The 19,300-nt window shown below is 61.5% G+C and carries 18 protein-coding genes, 1 tRNA gene and 1 CRISPR repeat array (1 of these 20 only partly in view); of the genes, 10 read left to right on the top strand and 9 right to left on the bottom strand.

The features are described from left to right. A CRISPR array of direct repeats spans positions 1-1,064; the repeat unit is 32 nt; unit sequence GTCGCGTCCCCCGCGGACGCGTGAGTTGAAAC; it reaches 6,381 nt to the left of the window's first position. Positions 1,065-1,164: 100 nt separating this feature from the next. The 8 genes from ABGT66_RS00920 to ABGT66_RS00885 all read left to right on the top strand — a co-directional run bounded on the left by ABGT66_RS00920 (position 1,165) and on the right by ABGT66_RS00885 (position 9,640). Then, the gene (locus ABGT66_RS00920) at positions 1,165-3,441 is read left to right on the top strand and encodes a CRISPR-associated endonuclease Cas3'' (RefSeq protein ID WP_346688192.1); all 2,277 of its coding nucleotides are present in this window, start codon (positions 1,165-1,167) and stop codon (positions 3,439-3,441) included. 15 nt (positions 3,442-3,456) lie between these two features. Further along, positions 3,457-4,164 carry a type I-C CRISPR-associated protein Cas5c gene (gene cas5c / locus ABGT66_RS00915; protein WP_346688191.1) on the top strand — a complete coding sequence of 236 codons (708 nt, stop codon included), beginning with the start codon at positions 3,457-3,459 and terminating at the stop codon, positions 4,162-4,164. Continuing rightward, the gene (gene cas8c, locus ABGT66_RS00910) at positions 4,161-5,939 is read left to right on the top strand and encodes a type I-C CRISPR-associated protein Cas8c/Csd1 (protein WP_346688190.1); all 1,779 of its coding nucleotides are present in this window, start codon (positions 4,161-4,163) and stop codon (positions 5,937-5,939) included. The genes cas5c and cas8c overlap by 4 nt, the downstream gene beginning before the upstream one ends. 12 nt (positions 5,940-5,951) lie before the next feature. Continuing rightward, the gene (gene cas7c, locus ABGT66_RS00905) at positions 5,952-6,893 is read left to right on the top strand and encodes a type I-C CRISPR-associated protein Cas7/Csd2 (protein WP_346688189.1); all 942 of its coding nucleotides are present in this window, start codon (positions 5,952-5,954) and stop codon (positions 6,891-6,893) included. 2 nt (positions 6,894-6,895) lie between these two features. Continuing rightward, the gene (gene cas4 / locus ABGT66_RS00900; RefSeq protein WP_346688188.1) at positions 6,896-7,594 is read left to right on the top strand and encodes a CRISPR-associated protein Cas4; all 699 of its coding nucleotides are present in this window, start codon (positions 6,896-6,898) and stop codon (positions 7,592-7,594) included. Continuing rightward, a complete protein-coding gene (gene cas1c / locus ABGT66_RS00895) occupies positions 7,591-8,625 on the top strand; it encodes a type I-C CRISPR-associated endonuclease Cas1c (RefSeq protein ID WP_346688187.1) in 1,035 nt (344 codons plus the stop codon). The genes cas4 and cas1c overlap by 4 nt, the downstream gene beginning before the upstream one ends. Positions 8,626-8,637: 12 nt before the next feature. Beyond that, positions 8,638-8,931 carry a CRISPR-associated endonuclease Cas2 gene (gene cas2, locus ABGT66_RS00890; RefSeq protein WP_346688186.1) on the top strand — a complete coding sequence of 98 codons (294 nt, stop codon included), beginning with the start codon at positions 8,638-8,640 and terminating at the stop codon, positions 8,929-8,931. Between the two features lie 94 nt (positions 8,932-9,025). Further along, positions 9,026-9,640, top strand: a complete 615-nt coding sequence (locus tag ABGT66_RS00885) for a Fic family protein (RefSeq protein WP_346688185.1) — start codon at positions 9,026-9,028, stop codon at positions 9,638-9,640. A gap of 297 nt (positions 9,641-9,937) precedes the next feature. On the opposite strand, the gene ABGT66_RS00880 is transcribed toward ABGT66_RS00885, so the two are convergent. The 4 genes from ABGT66_RS00880 to ABGT66_RS00865 form a co-directional block, all read right to left on the bottom strand. Further along, a complete protein-coding gene (locus ABGT66_RS00880; RefSeq protein ID WP_346688184.1) occupies positions 9,938-10,819 on the bottom strand; it encodes an NAD(P)-dependent oxidoreductase in 882 nt (293 codons plus the stop codon). 5 nt (positions 10,820-10,824) lie between these two features. Next, positions 10,825-11,667, bottom strand: coding sequence for a mechanosensitive ion channel family protein (locus ABGT66_RS00875; RefSeq protein ID WP_346688183.1), 843 nt, complete (start codon positions 11,665-11,667; stop codon positions 10,825-10,827). Positions 11,668-11,792: 125 nt separating this feature from the next. Beyond that, positions 11,793-11,868 (bottom strand) — tRNA-Asn (locus tag ABGT66_RS00870). A gap of 105 nt (positions 11,869-11,973) precedes the next feature. After that, positions 11,974-12,582 (bottom strand): cytidylate kinase-like family protein, encoded by a 609-nt coding sequence (locus ABGT66_RS00865; RefSeq protein ID WP_294193270.1) that lies wholly within the window; start codon positions 12,580-12,582, stop codon positions 11,974-11,976. Between the two features lie 190 nt (positions 12,583-12,772). On the opposite strand from ABGT66_RS00865, the gene ABGT66_RS00860 reads away from it, so the two are divergent. Beyond that, positions 12,773-13,276, top strand: a complete 504-nt coding sequence (locus ABGT66_RS00860; RefSeq protein ID WP_346688182.1) for a GNAT family N-acetyltransferase — start codon at positions 12,773-12,775, stop codon at positions 13,274-13,276. 77 nt (positions 13,277-13,353) lie between these two features. On the opposite strand, the gene ABGT66_RS00855 is transcribed toward ABGT66_RS00860, so the two are convergent. The 5 genes from ABGT66_RS00855 to ABGT66_RS00835 all read right to left on the bottom strand — a co-directional run bounded on the left by ABGT66_RS00855 (position 13,354) and on the right by ABGT66_RS00835 (position 18,314). Next, positions 13,354-14,589, bottom strand: a complete 1,236-nt coding sequence (locus tag ABGT66_RS00855; RefSeq protein WP_346688181.1) for a glycerate kinase — start codon at positions 14,587-14,589, stop codon at positions 13,354-13,356. Between the two features lie 119 nt (positions 14,590-14,708). Further along, positions 14,709-16,046, bottom strand: a complete 1,338-nt coding sequence (locus tag ABGT66_RS00850) for a GntP family permease (protein ID WP_346688180.1) — start codon at positions 16,044-16,046, stop codon at positions 14,709-14,711. A gap of 22 nt (positions 16,047-16,068) precedes the next feature. Beyond that, entirely contained in the window at positions 16,069-17,217 is a 1,149-nt protein-coding gene (locus ABGT66_RS00845; RefSeq protein WP_346688179.1) for a sugar diacid recognition domain-containing protein, read from the bottom strand. Between the two features lie 8 nt (positions 17,218-17,225). After that, positions 17,226-18,056 carry an MBL fold metallo-hydrolase gene (locus ABGT66_RS00840; RefSeq protein WP_346688178.1) on the bottom strand — a complete coding sequence of 277 codons (831 nt, stop codon included), beginning with the start codon at positions 18,054-18,056 and terminating at the stop codon, positions 17,226-17,228. Between the two features lie 69 nt (positions 18,057-18,125). Next, positions 18,126-18,314, bottom strand: a complete 189-nt coding sequence (locus tag ABGT66_RS00835) for a hypothetical protein (protein WP_346688177.1) — start codon at positions 18,312-18,314, stop codon at positions 18,126-18,128. Between ABGT66_RS00835 and ABGT66_RS00830 the strand changes: the two genes are divergently transcribed. Next, on the top strand, positions 18,313-19,113 hold the full coding sequence (locus tag ABGT66_RS00830) for a hypothetical protein (RefSeq protein ID WP_300264163.1): 801 nt from the start codon (positions 18,313-18,315) through the stop codon (positions 19,111-19,113). The two genes, ABGT66_RS00835 and ABGT66_RS00830, sit on opposite strands and share 2 nt — an antisense overlap. Positions 19,114-19,300 lie beyond the last annotated feature (187 nt).

Here is a 19,300-nt window from a genome sequence, read left to right as displayed (position 1 = left end):
GCGTGAGTTGAAACGCCGTCAGTCAATGGAGCTCACCAGAGCTCTCGCGTCGCGTCCCCCGCAGACGCGTGAGTTGAAACTTCTCAATACATGCATACAAGTCTCGCTCTTGCGTCGCGTCCCCCGCAGACGCGTGAGTTGAAACCCAATACAGCACGCGATATATCTCGGCAGCTGGGTCGCGTCCCCCGCAGACGCGTGAGTTGAAACAACGCAGACACGAGCTATTCAGACGTGGCGGAGACGTCGCGTCCCCCGCAGACGCGTGAGTTGAAACAGCTCTGACCTTGCAAGGTACGCCTCCGGCGAGAGTCGCGTCCCCCGCAGACGCGTGAGTTGAAACTAAACAAGTGCCGCTGTTATGTTTTTAAGGTTCGTCGCGTCCCCCGCAGACGCGTGAGTTGAAACAGACCGTCGGGGCGCAGGAGGCTACCGGCTACGTCGCGTCCCCCGCAGACGCGTGAGTTGAAACGCCGTCAGTCAATGGAGCTCACCAGAGCTCTCGCGTCGCGTCCCCCGCAGACGCGTGAGTTGAAACTTCTCAATACATGCATACAAGTCTCGCTCTTGCGTCGCGTCCCCCGCAGACGCGTGAGTTGAAACCCAATACAGCACGCGATATATCTCGGCAGCTGGGTCGCGTCCCCCGCAGACGCGTGAGTTGAAACATATAACATAAGCTAAATTAGTTATAGGACATCGCGTCGCGTCCCCCGCGGACGCGTGAGTTGAAACTGCATGGGAAGAGCCACGTCGCTTTCGAGGCTTTCGTCGCGTCCCCCGCGGACGCGTGAGTTGAAACTTTTACCCAGTCCCAAAGTTTTTTAGCGTTCTCGGTCGCGTCCCCCGCGGACGCGTGAGTTGAAACGCGTTGCGACGGACGCCGTGCGCGACGAAGCGAGTCGCGTCCCCCGCGGACGCGTGAGTTGAAACGCCATGACTTTGAACTCCGCCGCGCTGAAGCTGTCGCGTCCCCCGCGGACGCGTGAGTTGAAACGTGAGCGTACATTGCAACAGCGCGCCCGGCACGTCGTCGCGTCCCCCGCGGACGCGACTGCCCAATTTGCCGCCGTCTGCGCAGTCTTGGCGCGCTGCGGGCGGAGCAGAGCGCATGTTATAATTCAATTGTCTCTTAAACGCAGCGCAATCGGGGAGGGCTTCACGATGGAACGCTTCGCCCATATCAGCAAGGATTTCCGAACTCAGACGCTTGACGAGCATTTACGCGGAACGGCGGAGCTCGCGGCTGAGTTCGCCGCTGTTTTCGGCGAGGGGCCGTGCGGAGCGTTTATAGGAAACACGCACGACATCGGCAAAGCCCCGCCGTCGTGGCAGAACCATCTGAAAAAATCTTCGGGCTACGACGAGAGCATAGCGGAGGACGAATGCGACAAAGGTTCGCACACCGCCGCGGGCGCGGCCTACGCGCTGAAAAATCTCCCCGAACCGCTGAACATTCTGCTCGCCTATATCGTCGCGGGACACCACGCGGGACTGCCGGATTTCTACGACAGCGGACACGGCGAGAGCCTTCTGAAAAGGTTCTTCAAAGACGGCGGACGGCTCAAAACGGAGCTGCTTGACGCCGCGCAGGAATACGGACGGCGAACGCCGCCGGAGGGAGCGGCGCCGCGGACGTTCGACGAGTTTGAGGAAGAATACATACACATGCTGGTGCGCTTTCTGTTTTCGTGTCTCGTCGACGCGGACTGGCTCGACACAGAGCGTTTCATGACGCCCGAAGATTTCGCCGCGCGGCGTGCGCCCGTCCCTCTTGCGGAATTGAAGCGCCGCTTCGACGAATATATGGGAGAGCTGTGCCGCAGCGCGCCGGAGACATTCGTGAACGTGATCAGAAATCAAATCCTGGCGCGGTGCACGGAGGCCGGCGGCCTCGCGCCGGGATTCTTCTCGCTCACGGTGCCGACCGGCGGCGGCAAGACGCTCTCGGTCATGGCGTTCGCACTGGCGCACGCGCTGGCCCACGGGAAGAAGCGCATCATAATGGCGGTGCCTTACACCAGCATCACGGCTCAGACTTCAAACATCTACAAATACGGCACGGACGACGAAGAAGAGATAAAGCGGCGCAAAGAACGCGGCGAGTGTCTCTTCGGCGAAGAGAACGTGCTCGAGCACCACAGCCGCGTAGACCCGGACAAAGAGCTTTATTCAAACCGCCTCGCCGCGCAGAACTGGGACGCGCCGATAGTGGTCACGACGAACGTTCAGCTCTTCGAGTCGCTCCTCGCCGCGTCGCCCTCACGATGCCGCAAGCTGCACAACATAGCTAACAGCGTGATAATTCTCGACGAAGCGCAGAAGATACCGGCGGAGCATCTGCGCGCCGTCCTCTCCGCGCTCAAAGGGCTCGTAAAACATTTCGGCGTTACGGTGCTGCTCTGCACGGCGACGCAGCCCGCGCTGAACGGCGAGATAGGCGCGACGGGCCGCGCGGTCGAGGGAATAGACGGATGCACGGAGATAATAGAAGATACAGCCGCGCTGTACGATTTGCTGAAGCGCGTCGAGTACCGCATATATAAGGACAGTTTACAATACCGTGCGTCGTGGGAAGAGGTTGCTGCGGAGCTTTCAAAGGAGCGTCAGGTTCTCTGCATAGTCAACAAGCGAAAGGACTGCCGCGAGCTTGCGAAGCTCATGCCGGAGGGGACGATTCAGCTCTCGGGATTCATGTGCGGCGAGGAGATAAGCGCGCTGATATCGGAAATAAAACGGAAGCTGCGGCACGGCGAGAGCGTCCGCGTCGTTTCGACGCAGCTTGTCGAGGCCGGAGTCGACGTGGACTTTCCCGTCGTCTGGCGCGCGCTCGCGCAGCTGGACTCTATAGCGCAGGCGGCGGGTCGCTGCAACCGCGAGGGAAAGCTGAAGCGCGGCACGGTCGTCGTCTTTAATCCCGAATCCGAGCCTTTCGGCGAGATAAAGACGGGGGCGCAGGAGACGTGCAGCCTGGTATCGGAGAAGCCCGGATTTTTCACGGAACTCTCGCCGGAATCTTTCAGTAAATACTTCGAAAAATTTTACAGCGGCTTCGGCACGCTCGACAAAAGCAGATATGACAAGCTGCTTGTCAATGAAGCCGAGGAGGGGCGCATACAGTTCCGCGAATTCGCGGAAGAGTTCAAGCTCATAGACACGTCGGGACAGAAGACCGTGTTCGTCCCATACGGCGAGGGCGAAAAGTCCGGCGCGGCGCTGATTGCAAAGCTCCGGACGGAAGGGCCGAAACGCGCGCTCATGGCGGCGCTCCAGCGCTTCGCCGTCAACATCCCCGCCTCGCTCTTCGGCGAAATTTTCAAAAGGGGCGGCATAGAAGACATCGACGGCTACTACGCGCTCGACGGCAGCTTTTACAGGCCCGGCGAAGGCGTGATCACCGATTTGTATTTCAACTACGACAAGGATAATTTCATGTACTGATAAGGAGGGATGCCTATGGAGTATCACGACCCGCTGTACTGCCTTGAAGTATGGGGCGACTACGCATGCTTCACGCGCCCCGAGCTCAAGGTCGAGCGCGTGAGCTACGACGTAATTACGCCCTCGGCGGCGCGGATGATTTTTCAGGCCGTCTTCTGGAAGCCGGCGATACGGTGGCAGGTCGAGCGCATCGACGTGCTGAACCCCGTCCGCTGGATTTCCGTGCGGCGCAACGAGACGGCGAAGCTCTGCTCGCCGAACGTCAGAAGCTTTTATATAGAAGAGGAGCGGCAGCAGAAGGCAGGGCTTTTCCTGCGCGACGTGAGGTACAGGCTTTACGCGCGGCAGATATACCTGCCGCCGGACAAGCGGCCGAGGCTGCCGCGCGCGGCGTTCGAGGATTTCGCGGACGCCGAAGAGCAGACAGTATGCCGGAAGGACGAGAACCCCGGCAAGTACCACGCGATGTTCGAGAGACGGGCGAAGAAGGGGCAGTGCCTTTTCCAGCCTTACTTCGGCTGCCGCGAGTTCAGCTGCCACTTCAAATTTGTGCCCGAGCCGTGCGGCGCGCCGGCCGGCGGCGAAACCCGCGAGCTCGGCCTAATGCTCTACGACATGGACTACGCAGACGAATCCGACATAAAGCCGATGTTTTTCCGCGCGCGCATGGACGACGGCACTATAAAGGTGCCGCCGCCGGAAAGCGGGGAGATTTTCAGATGATTTTACAGTCGCTCGCAAACTACTACATCCGGAAGTCGCGCCGGCCGAGGAGCGGTGAAAACGTCGCGCCCTACGGCATGGAGTACAAGGAGATAAAGTATCTTATAGAGATAACCTCCGACGGGGATTTCGTCAATCTCACAGACATGCGCGCCGACGGCAAGCGCGGAATCATGACGCTCGTGCCGAAGTCCGTCGGACGTTCCGGCTCTGCCAGCTGGCAGACGGCGAACCTGCTCTGGGATCATTACGGCTACGTGCTCGGACAGCCGCAGGCCGGAAAGGAAAATCCGAACGCGGAAAAGCAGCTCGGCTCGTTCATCGCGAAGATAGAAAGTCTGCCGGAAGAGCTGAAGCGGGAAGAAGACATCGCTGCCGTCATAAAATTTTACGAGAAGGGCGAGCATCTGAAAGTCCTCGAACATCCGAGCTGGCCCGACTGCAGCAAAATCGCTGGCTGCAACATGACGTTCCGCCTGCGCGACAAAAGCCGCGCCGTGACAGAGAACCCGAAGCTCATCGAGCACGCCGCGCTCGCGGCCGGGGCGGAGCCGGAGGAGGGCGGCGTCGTAGGGCGCTGCCTGGTCACGGGCGAAATAGGCGAGATTGCGCGCACTCACGCTAAGATCGGCGTCGGAGCCAGCCAGGCGAACCTCGTCGGCTTTCAGAGGAACAGCGGCTACGACTCCTACGGCAAGGAGCAGGGCTACAACGCGCCGGTCTCGAAAAAAGCCGAGTTCTGCTACACGACGGCGCTCAACATGCTGCTGAAGTCCAACGAGAACCGCGTCGTGCTCGGCGGCGCGACGCTGCTCTTCTGGGCGGAGCCGAACATAATATCCGAGGAGGAGGCCGCGGACGCGGAATCGGCGGTCAAGGCGCTGATATACGGCTCCAGGTCCGGACGAGAGAAGAAAGCGGACTTCGGCGTCGCGAACGCGAAAAATATATTCGAGGCGATTTTCACGGGGCGCGTGCCGACAAGCACGAGCGACAAATTCTGCGTCCTCGGCATAGCGCCGAACAAAGCGCGGCTCAGCGTAGTCTTCTGGAAGCGCGGCACAATAAAGGAGATCGCCGCGAACGTCGGACGATACTTCAGCGACGCAGAGCTATTGAACGGAGACGAAACAATTCAGCCGTCAATTTACGACATCCTGCGCGCGTCGGAATTTCAGGGCAAAATGGAGAACGTTCCGTCGAACATGATACCGGCGATGGTTTATTCGATATTCAACGGGACGCTTTTCCCGTCGTCCGTCTTCGGCCACGTTATGGAACGGATACGCGCCGAGAGAAACCCCAGCGGCGTGCGAGCCGCGTTCGTAAAGGCATACCTGAACCGAAAATACAGAAACACAAAAGGAGCTGAGATAAAAGTGTCGCTCGATAAAAACAACATGGATACGTCGTACAGGCTCGGCAGGCTTCTCGCCGTCCTCCAAAAGCTGCAGGAAGAGGCGAATCCCGGCCTGAACACGACGCTGATGGACAGATTTTACAGCTCTATGTCGTCAACCCCGGCATCGGTGCTTCCGACGCTGCTCCGCCTGAAAAACCACCATTTATCGAAAATCCACACAGGCAGGAAAATAATCTTCGAGCAGCTGCTGACGGAGATTTTCTCCGGCATAGATGCGGGCGGGCTGCCGAAGCATATGTCGCTCGAACAGCAGGGAAATTTCGCGATAGGCTACTATCACCAGCGCGAGGATTTATTCAAAGGCAAAGAAAACAAAAACGCTGACGGAAAAGGCGCAGAGACGAAGGACTAAGGAGGACGCACGATGACCGAGCTTAAAAACAAATATGACTTTATCTTCTTCTTCGACGTTAAGGACGGCAACCCGAACGGCGACCCCGACGCGGGAAATCTGCCGCGCGTCGACGCGGAGACGGGCGACGGCCTCGTCACCGACGTCTGCATAAAGAGAAAGATACGCAACTACTTCCAGATAACGGCGCAGGACAAGCCGGGCTTCGACATATTCGTGAAGGAAAGGGCCGTTCTCAACAACATGATAGCCGCCATGTACGACGAGCAGAACGGCGGAAAAACGCCCGAGGGGCCCGCAGAGACGCAGGAGTTCGAGGACAAGACGCAGGCCGGCATGTGCCGCAAATATTTCGACATCCGCGCATTCGGCGCGGTCATGAGCACGGGCAATAAGGAAGAGGCCGACGGCGGCGAGGCGGAGGCGTCCGAGGACGGCGGCAAAAAGAAAAAATCCAAGGCGAAAATCACCAAGAAGGCCGGACAGGTGCGCGGCCCCGTGCAGCTCACCTTCTCGCGCTCCGTCGAGCCGATAATAGCGCAGGAGCACGCGATAACGCGAATGGCGGTCACTAACGAAAGGGACGCGGAGAAGGAGCGCACGATAGGCCGCAAGTACACGGTGCCCTACGGCCTCTACCGCGGCTGCGGCTTCGTCTCGCCATACTTCGCCGCAAAGACAGGCTTCTCCGAAGAGGATTTGGCGGAGCTCTGGAAAGCCGTCGAAAACATGTTCGAGTTCGACCGCTCCGCGGCGCGCGGCCTCATGTGCCTGCGCAAGCTCATCGTGTTCAAACACGACTCGGCGCTCGGCGACCGCCCCGCCTACGAGCTGTTCGACCGCGTCGGCTGCCGCCGCGTCACGGACGGCCCGGCGCGCAGCTTCGGCGACTACGAGATAACGATAGACGGCGAGCCGGCGGAAGGAATTTTCATCGAGCTTTCGGCAAAATAGCCATGTCCCCCGACGACGGCTATCTTCTCATATCGGGGCTTCAGCATCTTGTATTCTGCGAAAAGCAGTGGGCGCTCATTTATCTTGAGAACCTTTGGGACGAGAACATGCTTACGGTCGAGGGGCGGCATCTGCACAGGAACGTGCATAAGATAGGGCGCGAGAGCCGCGGCGAGGTGAAGCTCGCGACGGACCTCGCGCTCTGCTCGCGGCGGCTCGGCATCCGCGGCGCGGCGGACATGGTGGAGTTTCACCACGACGAGGAGCGCGGCGTGCGCGTCGCCGCGTTCGGCGGGCGGCGGCGGTGGGCGCCCTACCCGGTCGAATACAAGCGCGGACACAAACGCCCCGACCTCGCCGATGAGATGCAGCTCTGCGCGCAGGCCGTATGCCTTGAGGAGATGCTCGGCGCCGCCGTGCCGAGAGGCGCGCTCTTCTACGGCGAGCCGCGCAGGCGCACGGAGATTGAATTCACGCCGGAGCTGCGCGCGAAGCTCGAAGCTGCCTGCGCCCGCGCGCGCGAGATAATGGACGGCGCGTCGGCTCCGCGTTACAACGCGGGCCGCCATTGTAAACGCTGCTCGCTTAACGAATTCTGCATGCCGGAGGAGACCGGCGCGCGCGACCGCTCCGCGCGCTACGTCGCGGGGCTGTACAGTATGCTCGCCGAAAAATCGGAGGACGGGGAGGACGAAATATGAAACAGGCGCTCAACACGCTTTTCATAACGACGCCGGGGACGTGGCTCTCGCTGAGGAACAACAACGTCGTCGTGAAAATCGACGGCGTGGAGAAGAACGCGGTTAACATAGGCATTCTTGAATCGATACTGTGCTTCGGGCAGGTGAACGCGACCTTTCCGCTCATGGGCTACTGCGCGGAACATGGCGTCAACTTCGCCTTCTTCGGCGAAAACGGAAAATTCCTCGGCCGCGTGCAGGGGCCCGTCCACGGCAACGTCCTGCTGCGCCGCGGGCAGTACAGAATCGCGGACGACGACGCGCAGGTCGCCTCGATAGTCCGCTGCGTCCTGCTCGGCAAGCTCGCGAACACGAAGGCCGCCATTCGCCGCTTCATGCGCGACCATCCGCCAGAGGGCGAGGCTGGCGAGAAATTCCGCTCCGCGGTCTCGACGGTCGAGGCGCTCGCGGCGCAGATAAAAGACTCACGCGACACGGACGAGATGCGCGGCTTCGAAGGCACGGCGGCGCGCGCCTACTTCGACGTTTTTGACGGCATGATACTGCACCAGAAAGAGGGCTTCAAATTCGCGGGGCGCACCAAGCGCCCGCCGCTCGACGCCGTCAACGCGATGCTATCCTTCGTCTACGTGCTGCTCGCGAACGACGCCGAGGCGGCGCTTGAGGGCGTCGGCCTCGACCCCGCGGTCGGCTTCCTGCACAAAGACCGATCGGGCCGCAGCAGCCTCGCGCTCGACCTCATGGAGGAATTCCGCCCGTGGCTTGCTGACAGGCTCGTACTCTCGATGATAAACAAGCAGCAGGTGAAGCCCGAAAATTTCAGAACGACCGAAAGCGGCGCGGTCACGATGGACGACGGCGCGCGCAAGAAAATCCTCGCGGAATGGCACGACCGCAAACAGGACGAGATAACGCATCCGTACACCGGCGAAAAAATGCCGCTCGGCATGGTCCCGCACATGCAGGCGATGCTCCTCGCGCGCCGCATACGCGGCGACATGAAGGAATATCCGCCCTTCGTCTGGAAATAGGAGGAACGCGAAATGATGCTCGTGGTAGTCAGCTACGACGTGAACACGCAGAGCGAAGGCGGGCAGCGCCGGCTGCGCAAGGTGGCGAAGCTCTGCGAAAGCCGCGGCCAGCGCGTGCAGTTCTCCGTATTTGAGTGCCTCGTCGACCCCGTTGAGTGGAAAGAGCTCAAATTCCAGCTTGAACAGACCATAGACAAAGAGACCGACAGCCTGCGCTACTACTTCCTCGGCAAGACCTGGAAAAGCCGCGTCGAACACTGCGGCGCAAAAGAACCCTACGACCCGCAGGGGCTGCTGATGCTGTAGAATTACAGAACGGCGGCACGTGCGGCGAAAGGCGCGCGTGCCTGCCCCGCGATAAAAAACGGCGGGAAAATCAACTCGCATTGGAGGCGGCGCAATGATTCTCAAAAACAAACTCGGCATCGACGACCCGTCGGAGCTCGCGCGCGAGGAGGAACGCATCAGCAAGACGAAAGCCGCCGCGCTCTTCGCCTCCTGGCTGCCCGGCAGGCTTGAGGCCGGGACGTTCGCGAGCCTCGCCGCGATACACGAATATCTCTTCGGCGAGGTTTACGAGTTCGCCGGTAAAATCCGCGCCGTGAACATCGCGAAGGGCGGCTTCCGCTTCGCGTCGGCGCTCTACCTCGAAGAGGCGCTTCGCCGCGTCGAGCTGATGCCGCAGTCGAACTTCGACGAAATCATAGAAAAATACGTAGAGATGAACATCGCGCACCCCTTCATGGAGGGCAACGGGCGCAGCATGAGAATATGGCTCGACCTGATTTTGAGGAAAGAGCTGAAAATGTGCGTAGACTGGAGCGCCGTCGACAAGGACGACTACCTTCTGGCGATGGAGCGCAGCCCGATAAAGGACGTTGAAATAAAGACGCTGCTCAAAGCCGCGCTGACTGACAAAATCGACGACGCGGAGATCTACATGAAGGGCGTCGACGCAAGCTACAGCTACGAAGGCTACAGCGCGTACAAGACGCGGGATTTAAGCAGGAATTAAAAATTTCGCCGCCGCGCGGCGGCGCGGGGTGAAACTGCGGACAGGGCAACGCGCTCGTTAAATATTCATGTCGTCCGCGGCTTTGCGGACGTGAGTTGAAACTCGTCGCGAAAGCACTCGTTCCATATCAGTTTGTACGTCGCCCGCGCGCTTGAGCGCGGGGCGTGAGTTAAAATAAACGTGTATCAAGAGCGGTGAGCGGATTACCGTTATTTCCAGCCGATAAAACACGAGCATGGCGCGACAGCACAGTGCCATGCTCGTGTTTTTCTGCTAAACCTAAATAATCTGCGCCGCTTACTCCTCCTGCGGGTCGTACAAACAGTAGAGCGACTGAGTGCCTTTGTTCTCGAAGCCGCCCTCGGCGAGTTCTTCGTAGAGCTCGCGCGTGAGCGTGAGCGCAGGGAGGTCGAGCTCCATCGCGTCGGCGGCCTCTTCGGCGAGCTTCATGTCCTTGATGTAGTGCTTGACGAAGAAGCCGGGCTCGAAGTCGCCCTTGAGGATGCGCGGGCCGTAGTTGGCAAGGCTCCACGTCGCGGCCGAGCCGCCGCCGACCGCTTCGATGAATTCCTTGAGGTCGAGGCCGCAGGACTTCGCGAAGGCCATCGCCTCGCACATTCCGGTCATCGTGCCCGCTATGACTATCTGGTTGCCGAGCTTCGCGTTCTGCCCGTCGCCCGCGCCGCCCATGTGCTTTATCGTGCGGCCCATCTTTTCAAAATAGGGCATGGCGGCCTTGAAGTCCGCCTCGTCTCCGCCCGCGAATATCGTCAGCGTCGCTTCGCGCGCGCCGCGGTCGCCGCCCGTCACGGGGGCGTCGAGCACGCCGAGGCCGCGCTTTTTGGCGGCGGCGTAGATTTTGCGCGCGAGGCTGGGGCTCGAGGTCGTCATGTCTATGAGCAGCGCGCCCTCCTTCGCGTTCGCGACGAGGCCCTTTTCGCCGAGGTAGGTCTCTTCGACGTCCTTCGGGAAGCCGACCATCGTGAAGACGACGTCGCATTTCTTCGCTATCTCCGCGGGCGAGTCCTCCCATATCGCGCCCTTGGCGACGATTTCGTCGGTCTTCGCCTTCGTGCGGTTGTAGACGTGGACCTCCCAGCCCGCTTCGAGCAGGTGGCCCGCCATGCTGTGGCCCATGACGCCTATTCCTATGAATCCGAGAACTTTCTTGTCAGCCATGTTTATCACTCCGATTTGATGATTTTTTCAGCTTTTTCCGCGCCGCCGCCGCGCAGCAGCACGTTGAGGTACGGGTAGCTCATTTCGACGCCGTGCGCCGCGTATGCCTCCGGCACCGCCTCTATGATGTCCGAGTAGAGCTCCCAGTAGTCCTCGGTATTGCACCAGACGCGCACGGTGTATTCGACGGCCTCTTTGTATCCGCTGACGCGGATGAAGGGCGCGGGGTCGTCGAGGACCTTCGGGAATTTCGCGACGGCTTCGCGCAGCGCGCGCTTCACGTCCTCCTGCGGGCAGGCGTAGTCGGCGGTGAAGACGAAGTCGACGCGGCGTTTGCCCTCCTGCGTGTAGTTGATTATCTTCGAGGTGGAGACTTCGTTGTTCGGCACGTAGATTATCTTGTTGTCGGGCGCGGCGAGCTTCGTGTGCATGAAGCCTATCTCGCGCACCGTGCCGCCGACGCCGCCTATTTCGACGTAGTCGCCGACCTTGAATGGCTTGACGGAGAGCAGCATGACGCCGCACGAGGCGCTGGATAGCACGTTCTGCAGCGACAGGGATATGGCCAGGCCCGCGACGCTCAGCAGCGCGACGAACGAGGTTATCTGTATGCCGAGCGCGCCCGCGACGGTCATGAAGAGGACGAAGTAGAGGACGATGCGCAGTATCGTCAGTATGAAGCGGTGGAGCGTCTTGTCTATCGCCGAGCGCTTGAGCGCGCGCGAGAGCGCGGACATGACGAAGCGTATGATGACGAGGCCGCATACGAGGTAGAGCAGAGCCGGGAGAAGCGAGGCGAGAGTCACCTGCTGCAGCATAGCGGGGAGTCCTTCGAGGTTTACGTTCAAAGCTGTCGCTCCTTTCCTCCGCCGGAGCGGATCTCCGTTTCATTGTATATTCACGCGGCGGCTTTGGCAACGAGCGGCGGACACGAAAAAAGCCCGCTCGGTTATCCGAACGGGCTTGAAGAGACTGGCTCCTCGACGAGGACTCGAACCTCGAACCTAGTGGTTAACAGCCACCCGCGCTGCCGATTGCGCCATCGAGGAATAGGCTGTCGAAAATCTCGACAAGGGACATTATATCATGCAAATTTTATTTGGCAAGCCCTTTTTGCGAAGGCGCGGAAAAATTTTCTCCGCGCCGCGGAGGCGCTAGCCGCAGCTCTCGCAGTAGCGGATTATCGTCTCCACCGCGCCGTCGATTCCGCACTTGTCCGTGCAGATGCAGATATCGAAGTCCTCCATGCGGCCCCACTTGCGGTCCGTGTAGAACTCGTGATATTTCGCGCGCTTCTTGTCCACGTCGATGATGCGCTTGCGTATCTCGTCCTTCGTGAAGTCGAGCCCCTCGGGGACCATCGACATCTTCCTCTTCACGCGCTCCTCGAGGCTCGCGTAGATGAAGCAGTTGATCGGGTTCATGTTGCGCAGGATATAGTCCGCGCATCTCCCGACGACGACGCACGGGCCGCGCTCCGCGAGCGTGCGGATAAGCTTCGACTGCCCCTTATAGATGAGGTCCGACGGGAGATCCTGATAGAAGACCGGCATGGCGAAGCCCGGCATCACGGGACATATCGGCGGCGAACACTTCTCCTCGTGCGCTTCGATGAAGTTCACGTCGTACTTTCCGTCCTTCGCCAAAAGGTCGACCAGCTCCTTGTCGTAGAACTTCACGCCGAGGCGCTTCGCGAGCTTTACGCCTATCTCGTGGCCCCCGCTTCCGAACTGGCGGCTTATCGTAATGATCCGGCTGACCATGTCCTCACGTCCTCTCGCTTTGATTTGCTAATATTATACAGTCATTACGCTGCGAGCGCGCGGCGGCGGCGCGTCAAATCCGCGAAAGCGGCGAAATTTATACGAAACTTCGGCGCGGCGCGCGCGGCTTGTGCGCACGGCGGGCCGGTGCTAGACTACGGACGGATTCCAAGACTCGGGGGGCGGTGCGATGCTTTATCTGAAAGAGGCCAACATGGAGGACGCGGCGAAGGAGTACGCCTTCGTCAGCGAGCTGCCGCAGTGCGAGAACGGCTTTACGAACGAGTGCCCCGGCGTCTCCGAGGAGGAATTCACGTCGCGCGTGCTGCCGCGCATGATCGCCTTCGCGCGCGGCGAGGGGCTGCCCGCCGGCTACGTGCCGGAGACGAGCCTGTTCCTCTGGGAGGACGGCGAAATCGTCGGCCTCTTCCGCGTGCGCCACGCGCTCACCGAATGGCTGCGCAAGGGCGCGGGCCACATAGGCTACTCGATAGCGCGCGGAAGCCGCGGCCGCGGCCTCGCGACGCGCGGCCTCGCGCTCGCCCTCGACTTCGCGCGCGCCGTGGTGCGCGAGGATGAAATCTACATGTCCGTCAACAAAGACAACGCCGCCTCGCTGCGCGTGCAGCAAAAGAACGGCGCGTACATCCACCACTCCGACGACAAACAGCACTACACGCGGATAAAGCTGTAAAAAATCCGAGCCGAAGCATAAAACGAGCCGGGCGGCGTCGATTCGCCGTCCGGCTCTTGTCTTGCCGTTGCTGCGCGTTACCGGCGCAGGAGCAGCACCGTGAGGTCGTTGACGTTGGTTCCGGTCGGGCCGGTGATTATGAGGCCGCCGCACTCTTTGAGCGCGTGGTAGGCGTCGTTGTCGGCGAGGACTGCGGTTACGTCGATTCCCTTCGCGCGCAGCGCCGCCATCGTTTCGCCGTCGCAGTAGCCGCCCGCGGCGTCGGTCGGGCCGTCCGTGCCGTCGCTGCCGACGGAGAAGACGGCGGCGTCCTTGACGCCGTCAAGCAGCGGCGCGGCCGCGAGCGCTATTTCCTGGTTGCGTCCGCCGAGGCCGTGTCCTGTGAGGTGGACGACGGTCTCTCCGCCAGCGATGTAGGCGAGCGATTTTTCCGTATCTTTGTGCGTGCGCGCTATCGCGCCGAGGAAGCTGCCCGCGTCGCGCGCGGTGCAGGAGAGCTCGGCGGTGAGGACGACGGGCTCGTAGCCGAGGCCGCGGCATACTTTTTCCGCGGCGGCGCAGAGCTGGCGCACGCTGCCCGTTATCTGCGTCTCGACGTTGTCGAGGCTCTTCGGCGTCTCCTGCAAGAGGAAGGCCATAGCTTCTGGCGAGAGCTTGAGATTATAGCGCTTTACTATCGCCTGCGCCTGCTCGCAGGTGGAGCTGTCGGGGTAGGCCGGGCCGGAGGCTATCATGTCGAGCGGGTCTCCGATGATGTCGGAGAGGACGACGGAGAATACCTTCGCGGGCGCGCAGTACTGCGCGAAGCGTCCGCCCTTGACCGCCGAGAGGTGCTTGCGCAGCGTGTTCATCTCGACGATGTTCGCGCCGCAGGCGAGCAGCTGCTTCGTGATGTCCTCGAGCTCGGCCGCGGGGATGAGCGGCTTGTCGAAGAGCGCCGAGCCGCCGCCCGAGAGCAGGAAGAGCACGGTGTCGTCGGCGGTGAGGTTTTCGACGAGCTTTATCGCCGCGTCTGCCGAGGCGAAGGAGTTTTCGTCTGGGACTGGGTGGCCCGCCTCGATGATGCGCGTGTGCGGGAGCTCGCCCTTCGAGTGCCCGTACTTCGTTACTACGAGCCCTTCGTCGATTTTGTCGCCGAGTATCGCGCATGCGGTGCTCGCCATCTGCCACGCCGCCTTGCCTACGGCGACCATGACGAGCCTGCCGGGGCCGAACTCGCGTCCCTCGAGCGCCTTTGCGACCGCCGTGTCGGGCAGCGCCGCGCGCAGCGCTTCGGCTATGATTTTATCCGCGTCTTCTCTGATTCTGCTCATTGTGAAAAAAGCTTCTCCCTTCGTAAAATCCGCGTGAGCGGCATAAATTTCCATCAGAATTATAAAATAAAAAAGGCCGCCCGAAGCGGACGGCCCGATGTGATTTTTGCCTATTTCGTTTAGACAAGGAACAGCGACGCGATGTAGATGATTACTATCATCGTGATGCCCATGACGGCGGTCATGCCGGTCTGGCAGCGGTAGGCGTCGCTCGGCTTCATGTCGGAGAACTGTGAGACGACCCAGAAGTAGGAGTCGTTCGCGTGCGAGGCGACCATCGAGCCCGCACCTATCGCCATGACGACGAGGACGCGGCCGAGCGGGCTGCCGTAGCCCATCGTTTCGATGAGCGGGGCCATCATCGCGGAGACCGTTATCATGGCGACGGTGGAGGCGCCCATCGCGAGCTTCATTATCATTGCGATGAGGAACGGAACTATGACGCCGAGGCCAGAGGCGAGCAGGCCGGTGGTCGCGTCCGCTATCGGCAGCAGGCTCAGTATCGCGCCGAAGGAGCCGCCCGCGCCCGTGATGGCGATTATCGCGGCGGAGTCGCTGACGCCCTGCGTGACCCATTTGAGCGTGTTTTCCTTCTCGCTCTTCGGAATGAGCGTCATAGCGAGGAATACGCCGAGCATGAGCGCGACGACGGGGTTTCCTATGAAGTTGAGGAACTTGAAGGCGAAGCCCTCGCCGAGCGGGCGGCTCGGGAACGAGACGACGGAGGCGATTCCTATGAGGATTATCGGAAGGAATATCGGCGAGAAGCTGTGGAGCACGCCGGGGAGCTTTCCGTATTTCTCGACGAGCTCTTCCATCGTGTACTGCGAGTTGGCCGGGATTTCGACCTTGCTGGAGATTTTGCTCGCGTAGAGCACCGCGACGGCGACGCCGGGGACGGAGAGGATGAGGCCGACGATTATCGTGAGGCCGAGGTCCGCGCCGAGGGTTCCAGCCATCGCTATCGGTCCCGGGGTCGGCGGGACGAGGCAGTGGGTCGCGTAAAGTCCGCCGGAGAGCGCCGTCGCCATGACGGCGAGCGACTTGTTGCTCTGCGCGGCGAGCGCGCGGCTTATCGGCGAGAGGACGACGAAGCCCGAGTCGCAGAAGACCGGGATTCCCGTCACGTAGCCCATCGCGCCCATCGTCAGGACGCTGCGTTCCTTGCCGACGACGCCGAGGATGCTGTTCGCCATCGTGAGCGCCGCGCCGGTCTTCTCAAGAATCGTGCCGATTATCGTTCCGCAGAGGATGACGATACCGATGTTCGCGAGGATGTTGCCGAAGCCGCTCTTGACGGTGTTGATTACCTTAACCGCGTCGAAGCCGCAGACGAGCCCCATCGCAATCGCGATGACGATCATCACGATGAACGGATGGATGTTGAACTTGGAGATGGCGATTATCATCGCCACCACGGCGATAAAAATAACGCCGAACATGAATAACGCTGACATGTTGCTCTTCCTCCCTATTGGGTTAAATTAAAGGCGTTCGCAGCCTTAACTGCCTGTGGTACAAAATGCAGAGGCGCAGCAGGAATTCCCGCTCGAACGAGCCGCCCACGCCGGGGCAGACGGCCTCCCAGAGCCTCCGCATGCGGTACTGCAGCGTGTTCTTGTGGACGTGGAGCGCCTCCGCGGCCTTTGTCACGCTGCCGCCCGCCTCGTAGTATGCCGCGGCGGTGGCGAGCATCGTCTCAAGCTCGCGCCCGCTGAACCGCTCTCCAAGCTCACGGTACATCCTTCCGACGAAATCCTCCTCGCGCTCCGCGGCGCGCCGCATGAGGTAGGCGAAGCGGCACTGCGGGTCCGTTATATCGAAGACGCCGCATTCGCCGCGCCCGCCGAGCGTAAGCGCCTCGCAGCCAGAGGTGCGCGCCTCTTCGAGAGCCGCGCAGAGATGTCCCGCGCAGAGCTGGACGGGAGCCGCCGCAGCGTCCTCGGCGCAGCCGTGCGCGCGGCGCAGATAATTTCCGTCGCCGCCGCTTTTCAGCACGAGAAGCTTATCTTCTATAACAGCCCACACGTCGCGCTCCGCGTCTATCAGCCGCTGCGACTGGAGCTCCTCGGCGACGCGGCTCAGAAGCTGCTGCCGCGTCAGGGAATCCTCCGCGCAGCGCACGGAGAAGGCTAGCATCCTTACGGGAAATTCGAACTTAAGGTCGAGCGCGCCAGCGAGCTCCGCAAGCCGTTCGCCGCCGCCCGCCGAAAGGTTCATCAAAATCCGGATATAGTCCGCGCGCAGGCCGTCCGATATGCGGCTCTGCCGCTCTATCGCCTTCTGGCGGAAGAACTGCTCCGTGTAGGCCTGCAAAATATATGCGCTGTCGCGAACCTCCTCGGGATTGCCGTAAACCCCGACGACCGCCGTGAGACGGTTGTCGCTGAGCACCGGGAGGTTGTAGCCCTCGCGCGCGCCGGGATAGCGCGGCACGTCGGACTTTTCTATCGCTACGGGGCGGCCCGTGCGGACGACCTCGCGCGCCCCCTCGTGCGTCGTGCCGATGCGCTCCGCGTCGGTCGAGGCGACGATTACGCCCGAGGTGTCCATTATGTTCACGATGCGCCCGCGCAGCAGCCTTGATGCGGTATGCACGAGGTCGCGCGCAATTTCGTCGAAACGCATGCGGCTCCTCAGCGCACCGCCACGAGGTCTCCCGTCGCCATGTGGCAGGCCTTGAGGCCGCCGCAGGCGCGCAGATATTCCTCCGCGGCCCTGCCCGAGCAGTGGCTCAGCCCGAGCACGGAAAGGCCCATCGCGCGGAGCTCCTTCACTGTCTGCTCGATGCGCGCGCCGTCGGCCTCAACGAGGTGCGTCCCGCCGAAGAGCGCGTATATCGGGCGGCCCAGAGCTTCGTGGACCTTCGCCGCCATGTTCAGAATGCCGGGGTGCGAGCAGCCGACGAGCACGACGAGGCCGCGCTCCGTGTCCATCGCGAGGCAGATTTCGTCGGAGAAGTCGTCCGGCTCGCAGTCGGGGGCTTCGCCCTTCACGAAGCGCTCCGGGATTTTTTCAAACTTATGGACGCGCGGGAAATCGCCGACGAGCCAGCAGCGCTCCGCGACCTCGAGCAGGCCGCCGCAGACGCAGTGGACGACGCTGCGCTCGGCGAGGAAGTTCTCGTCGAAGCCCGCGGAGAGGTCCGTGTACTTCAGCCCGTCGCGCGCGTACTTGCGCTCCCAGAAGCCCGGCCCGGTGTAAAGCAGCTTGCCGCCGCATCCGGCCTCCGCCATGTCGCGGAAGCCTGCCGCGTGGTCGTAATGGCTGTGCGAGCATATAGTGAAGTCCGCCGACGCGAGGCCGACGCCGAGACGGCGCGCGTTCGCCATCGTCGCCGCGCCCTGCCCGCAGTCGAAAAGAAAGCGCCGTCCGCCCGCCTCGACCCAGTACGAAAGGCCGTGCTCCGCGCGCAGCGCGAGATTCTCCGACCCCGTGTCGTCCATGAGGGTAAGAACTTTAATCAATCGAAATGCGCCTCCGTGCAACCGTAAAATTATCTAAATTTCCATAAAAACTTCCTTACGCCTTCCATTCTAGCACTCGCGCAGGCTCAATTCATTGTCACCGGTACCAATAATCGCGGCCCGCGCCGCGCCGGTTTTTGTACTACAACGGGAAATTTCCGCGCGCGTCGGCGCGGCTCTTTCCAACGCGGCGCGGCGGTTGTATAGTACGGAAGAATAGAAATTCATCTTTGGCTCACGCATTGGGGGAATCTTCATGATTTTATACTTCGGCAGAAGCCGCGCGATATTCTACACGGGCCTCGCCGCGACCGCGGCGCTTGCGCTCGCAGTCGCCTACCGGCGCGCCGACGGCCCGTTCTGGCTGCTCATCCTGACCGTATCGCTCGTCGCGATAATCGGCAGCGCCGTCACGACGCTCGTCGCGAACATCGCCGCCGCGTCATGCGAGAGCCGCGTGCTCGAAAAGCTGCACATCGCGCTCGAGCCGGAAGAGTTCATAAGCCTCTACGAAAAGGCGGCGCGCGGGCAGAAGCACGGAAGCGCGCAGAGCGTGGTCGGCCTCGCGAGCCTCGCCGACGGCTACTGCGCCGCGGGCGACTGGCGGCGCGCGCTGAAAACTCTCGAAGAGCCGGGCGAAGCCGTGCCGCAGGCCAAGCGCGCGGCGCTCACGGCGCTCGTCAAAAGAAACCGCTGCCGCTACACGCTCTGGGGCGGCAACCCGAAGGAGGCGCGCGCGGCGCTCGCTTCGTTCGAAAAGCAGCTCGACTCGCTGAAGGAGCAGAACCCGAAGCTCGTGGAAAACTTCGGCTCGGACGCGAAGCTCTACGCAACGTGGACGGCCCTGCTCGAAGGCGGCAAAGCCGACATGGCGGAGCTCGAAGAGACGATGCGCCGCACGCCGACGAAGCTTGCGAAATTCGACCTCTGCCAGATGCTCATAATAGCCGCGCGCCGCGCCCGCGACGCCGAAGCCGAGGAACGCTACTCGCGCATGTTCGCCGAAGAGGGCGGACACCTGGCGCGCGCGAAGGATTTGCGGAAGAAGTTCGCGTAAACGCACGGCCGCAAAACACGCGGCCGCGCACAGACGAGAACGCCGCGCAGAATATCGGAAAGGCGCTGTTATATACGCGTCTTTGCGCAGCGCAGTCGCGTCCTTTCCGGACGCGTGAGTTGAAACGGCGGCGAGCATTACGACGGACGCATGACGGACATTGCGTCTCCCGCGGGCGCGTGAGTTG

The organism is uncultured Cloacibacillus sp. (assembly GCF_963926575.1).
In the GTDB taxonomy this organism is placed as follows: Bacteria; Synergistota; Synergistia; order Synergistales; family Synergistaceae; genus Caccocola; species Caccocola faecigallinarum.
Note: the sequence above shows the minus strand (reverse complement) of the source record. Positions and strands in the feature narration are given on the sequence as shown.

Excerpts from the sequence above, each read along its gene's own strand:
- ABGT66_RS00920 (WP_346688192.1), top strand. The coding sequence starts at position 1,165 with ATGGAACGCTTCGCCCATATCAGCAAGGATTTCCGAACTCAGACGCTT.
- cas5c (WP_346688191.1), top strand. The coding sequence starts at position 3,457 with ATGGAGTATCACGACCCGCTGTACTGCCTTGAAGTATGGGGCGACTAC.
- cas8c (WP_346688190.1), top strand. The coding sequence starts at position 4,161 with ATGATTTTACAGTCGCTCGCAAACTACTACATCCGGAAGTCGCGCCGG.
- cas7c (WP_346688189.1), top strand. The coding sequence starts at position 5,952 with ATGACCGAGCTTAAAAACAAATATGACTTTATCTTCTTCTTCGACGTT.
- cas4 (WP_346688188.1), top strand. The coding sequence starts at position 6,896 with ATGTCCCCCGACGACGGCTATCTTCTCATATCGGGGCTTCAGCATCTT.
- cas1c (WP_346688187.1), top strand. The coding sequence starts at position 7,591 with ATGAAACAGGCGCTCAACACGCTTTTCATAACGACGCCGGGGACGTGG.
- cas2 (WP_346688186.1), top strand. The coding sequence starts at position 8,638 with ATGATGCTCGTGGTAGTCAGCTACGACGTGAACACGCAGAGCGAAGGC.
- ABGT66_RS00885 (WP_346688185.1), top strand. The coding sequence starts at position 9,026 with ATGATTCTCAAAAACAAACTCGGCATCGACGACCCGTCGGAGCTCGCG.
- ABGT66_RS00880 (WP_346688184.1), bottom strand. The coding sequence starts at position 10,819 with ATGGCTGACAAGAAAGTTCTCGGATTCATAGGAATAGGCGTCATGGGC.
- ABGT66_RS00865 (WP_294193270.1), bottom strand. The coding sequence starts at position 12,582 with ATGGTCAGCCGGATCATTACGATAAGCCGCCAGTTCGGAAGCGGGGGC.
- ABGT66_RS00860 (WP_346688182.1), top strand. The coding sequence starts at position 12,773 with ATGCTTTATCTGAAAGAGGCCAACATGGAGGACGCGGCGAAGGAGTAC.
- ABGT66_RS00855 (WP_346688181.1), bottom strand. The coding sequence starts at position 14,589 with ATGAGCAGAATCAGAGAAGACGCGGATAAAATCATAGCCGAAGCGCTG.
- ABGT66_RS00850 (WP_346688180.1), bottom strand. The coding sequence starts at position 16,046 with ATGTCAGCGTTATTCATGTTCGGCGTTATTTTTATCGCCGTGGTGGCG.
- ABGT66_RS00845 (WP_346688179.1), bottom strand. The coding sequence starts at position 17,217 with ATGCGTTTCGACGAAATTGCGCGCGACCTCGTGCATACCGCATCAAGG.
- ABGT66_RS00830 (WP_300264163.1), top strand. The coding sequence starts at position 18,313 with ATGATTTTATACTTCGGCAGAAGCCGCGCGATATTCTACACGGGCCTC.
- ABGT66_RS00835 (WP_346688177.1), bottom strand. The coding sequence starts at position 18,314 with ATGAAGATTCCCCCAATGCGTGAGCCAAAGATGAATTTCTATTCTTCC.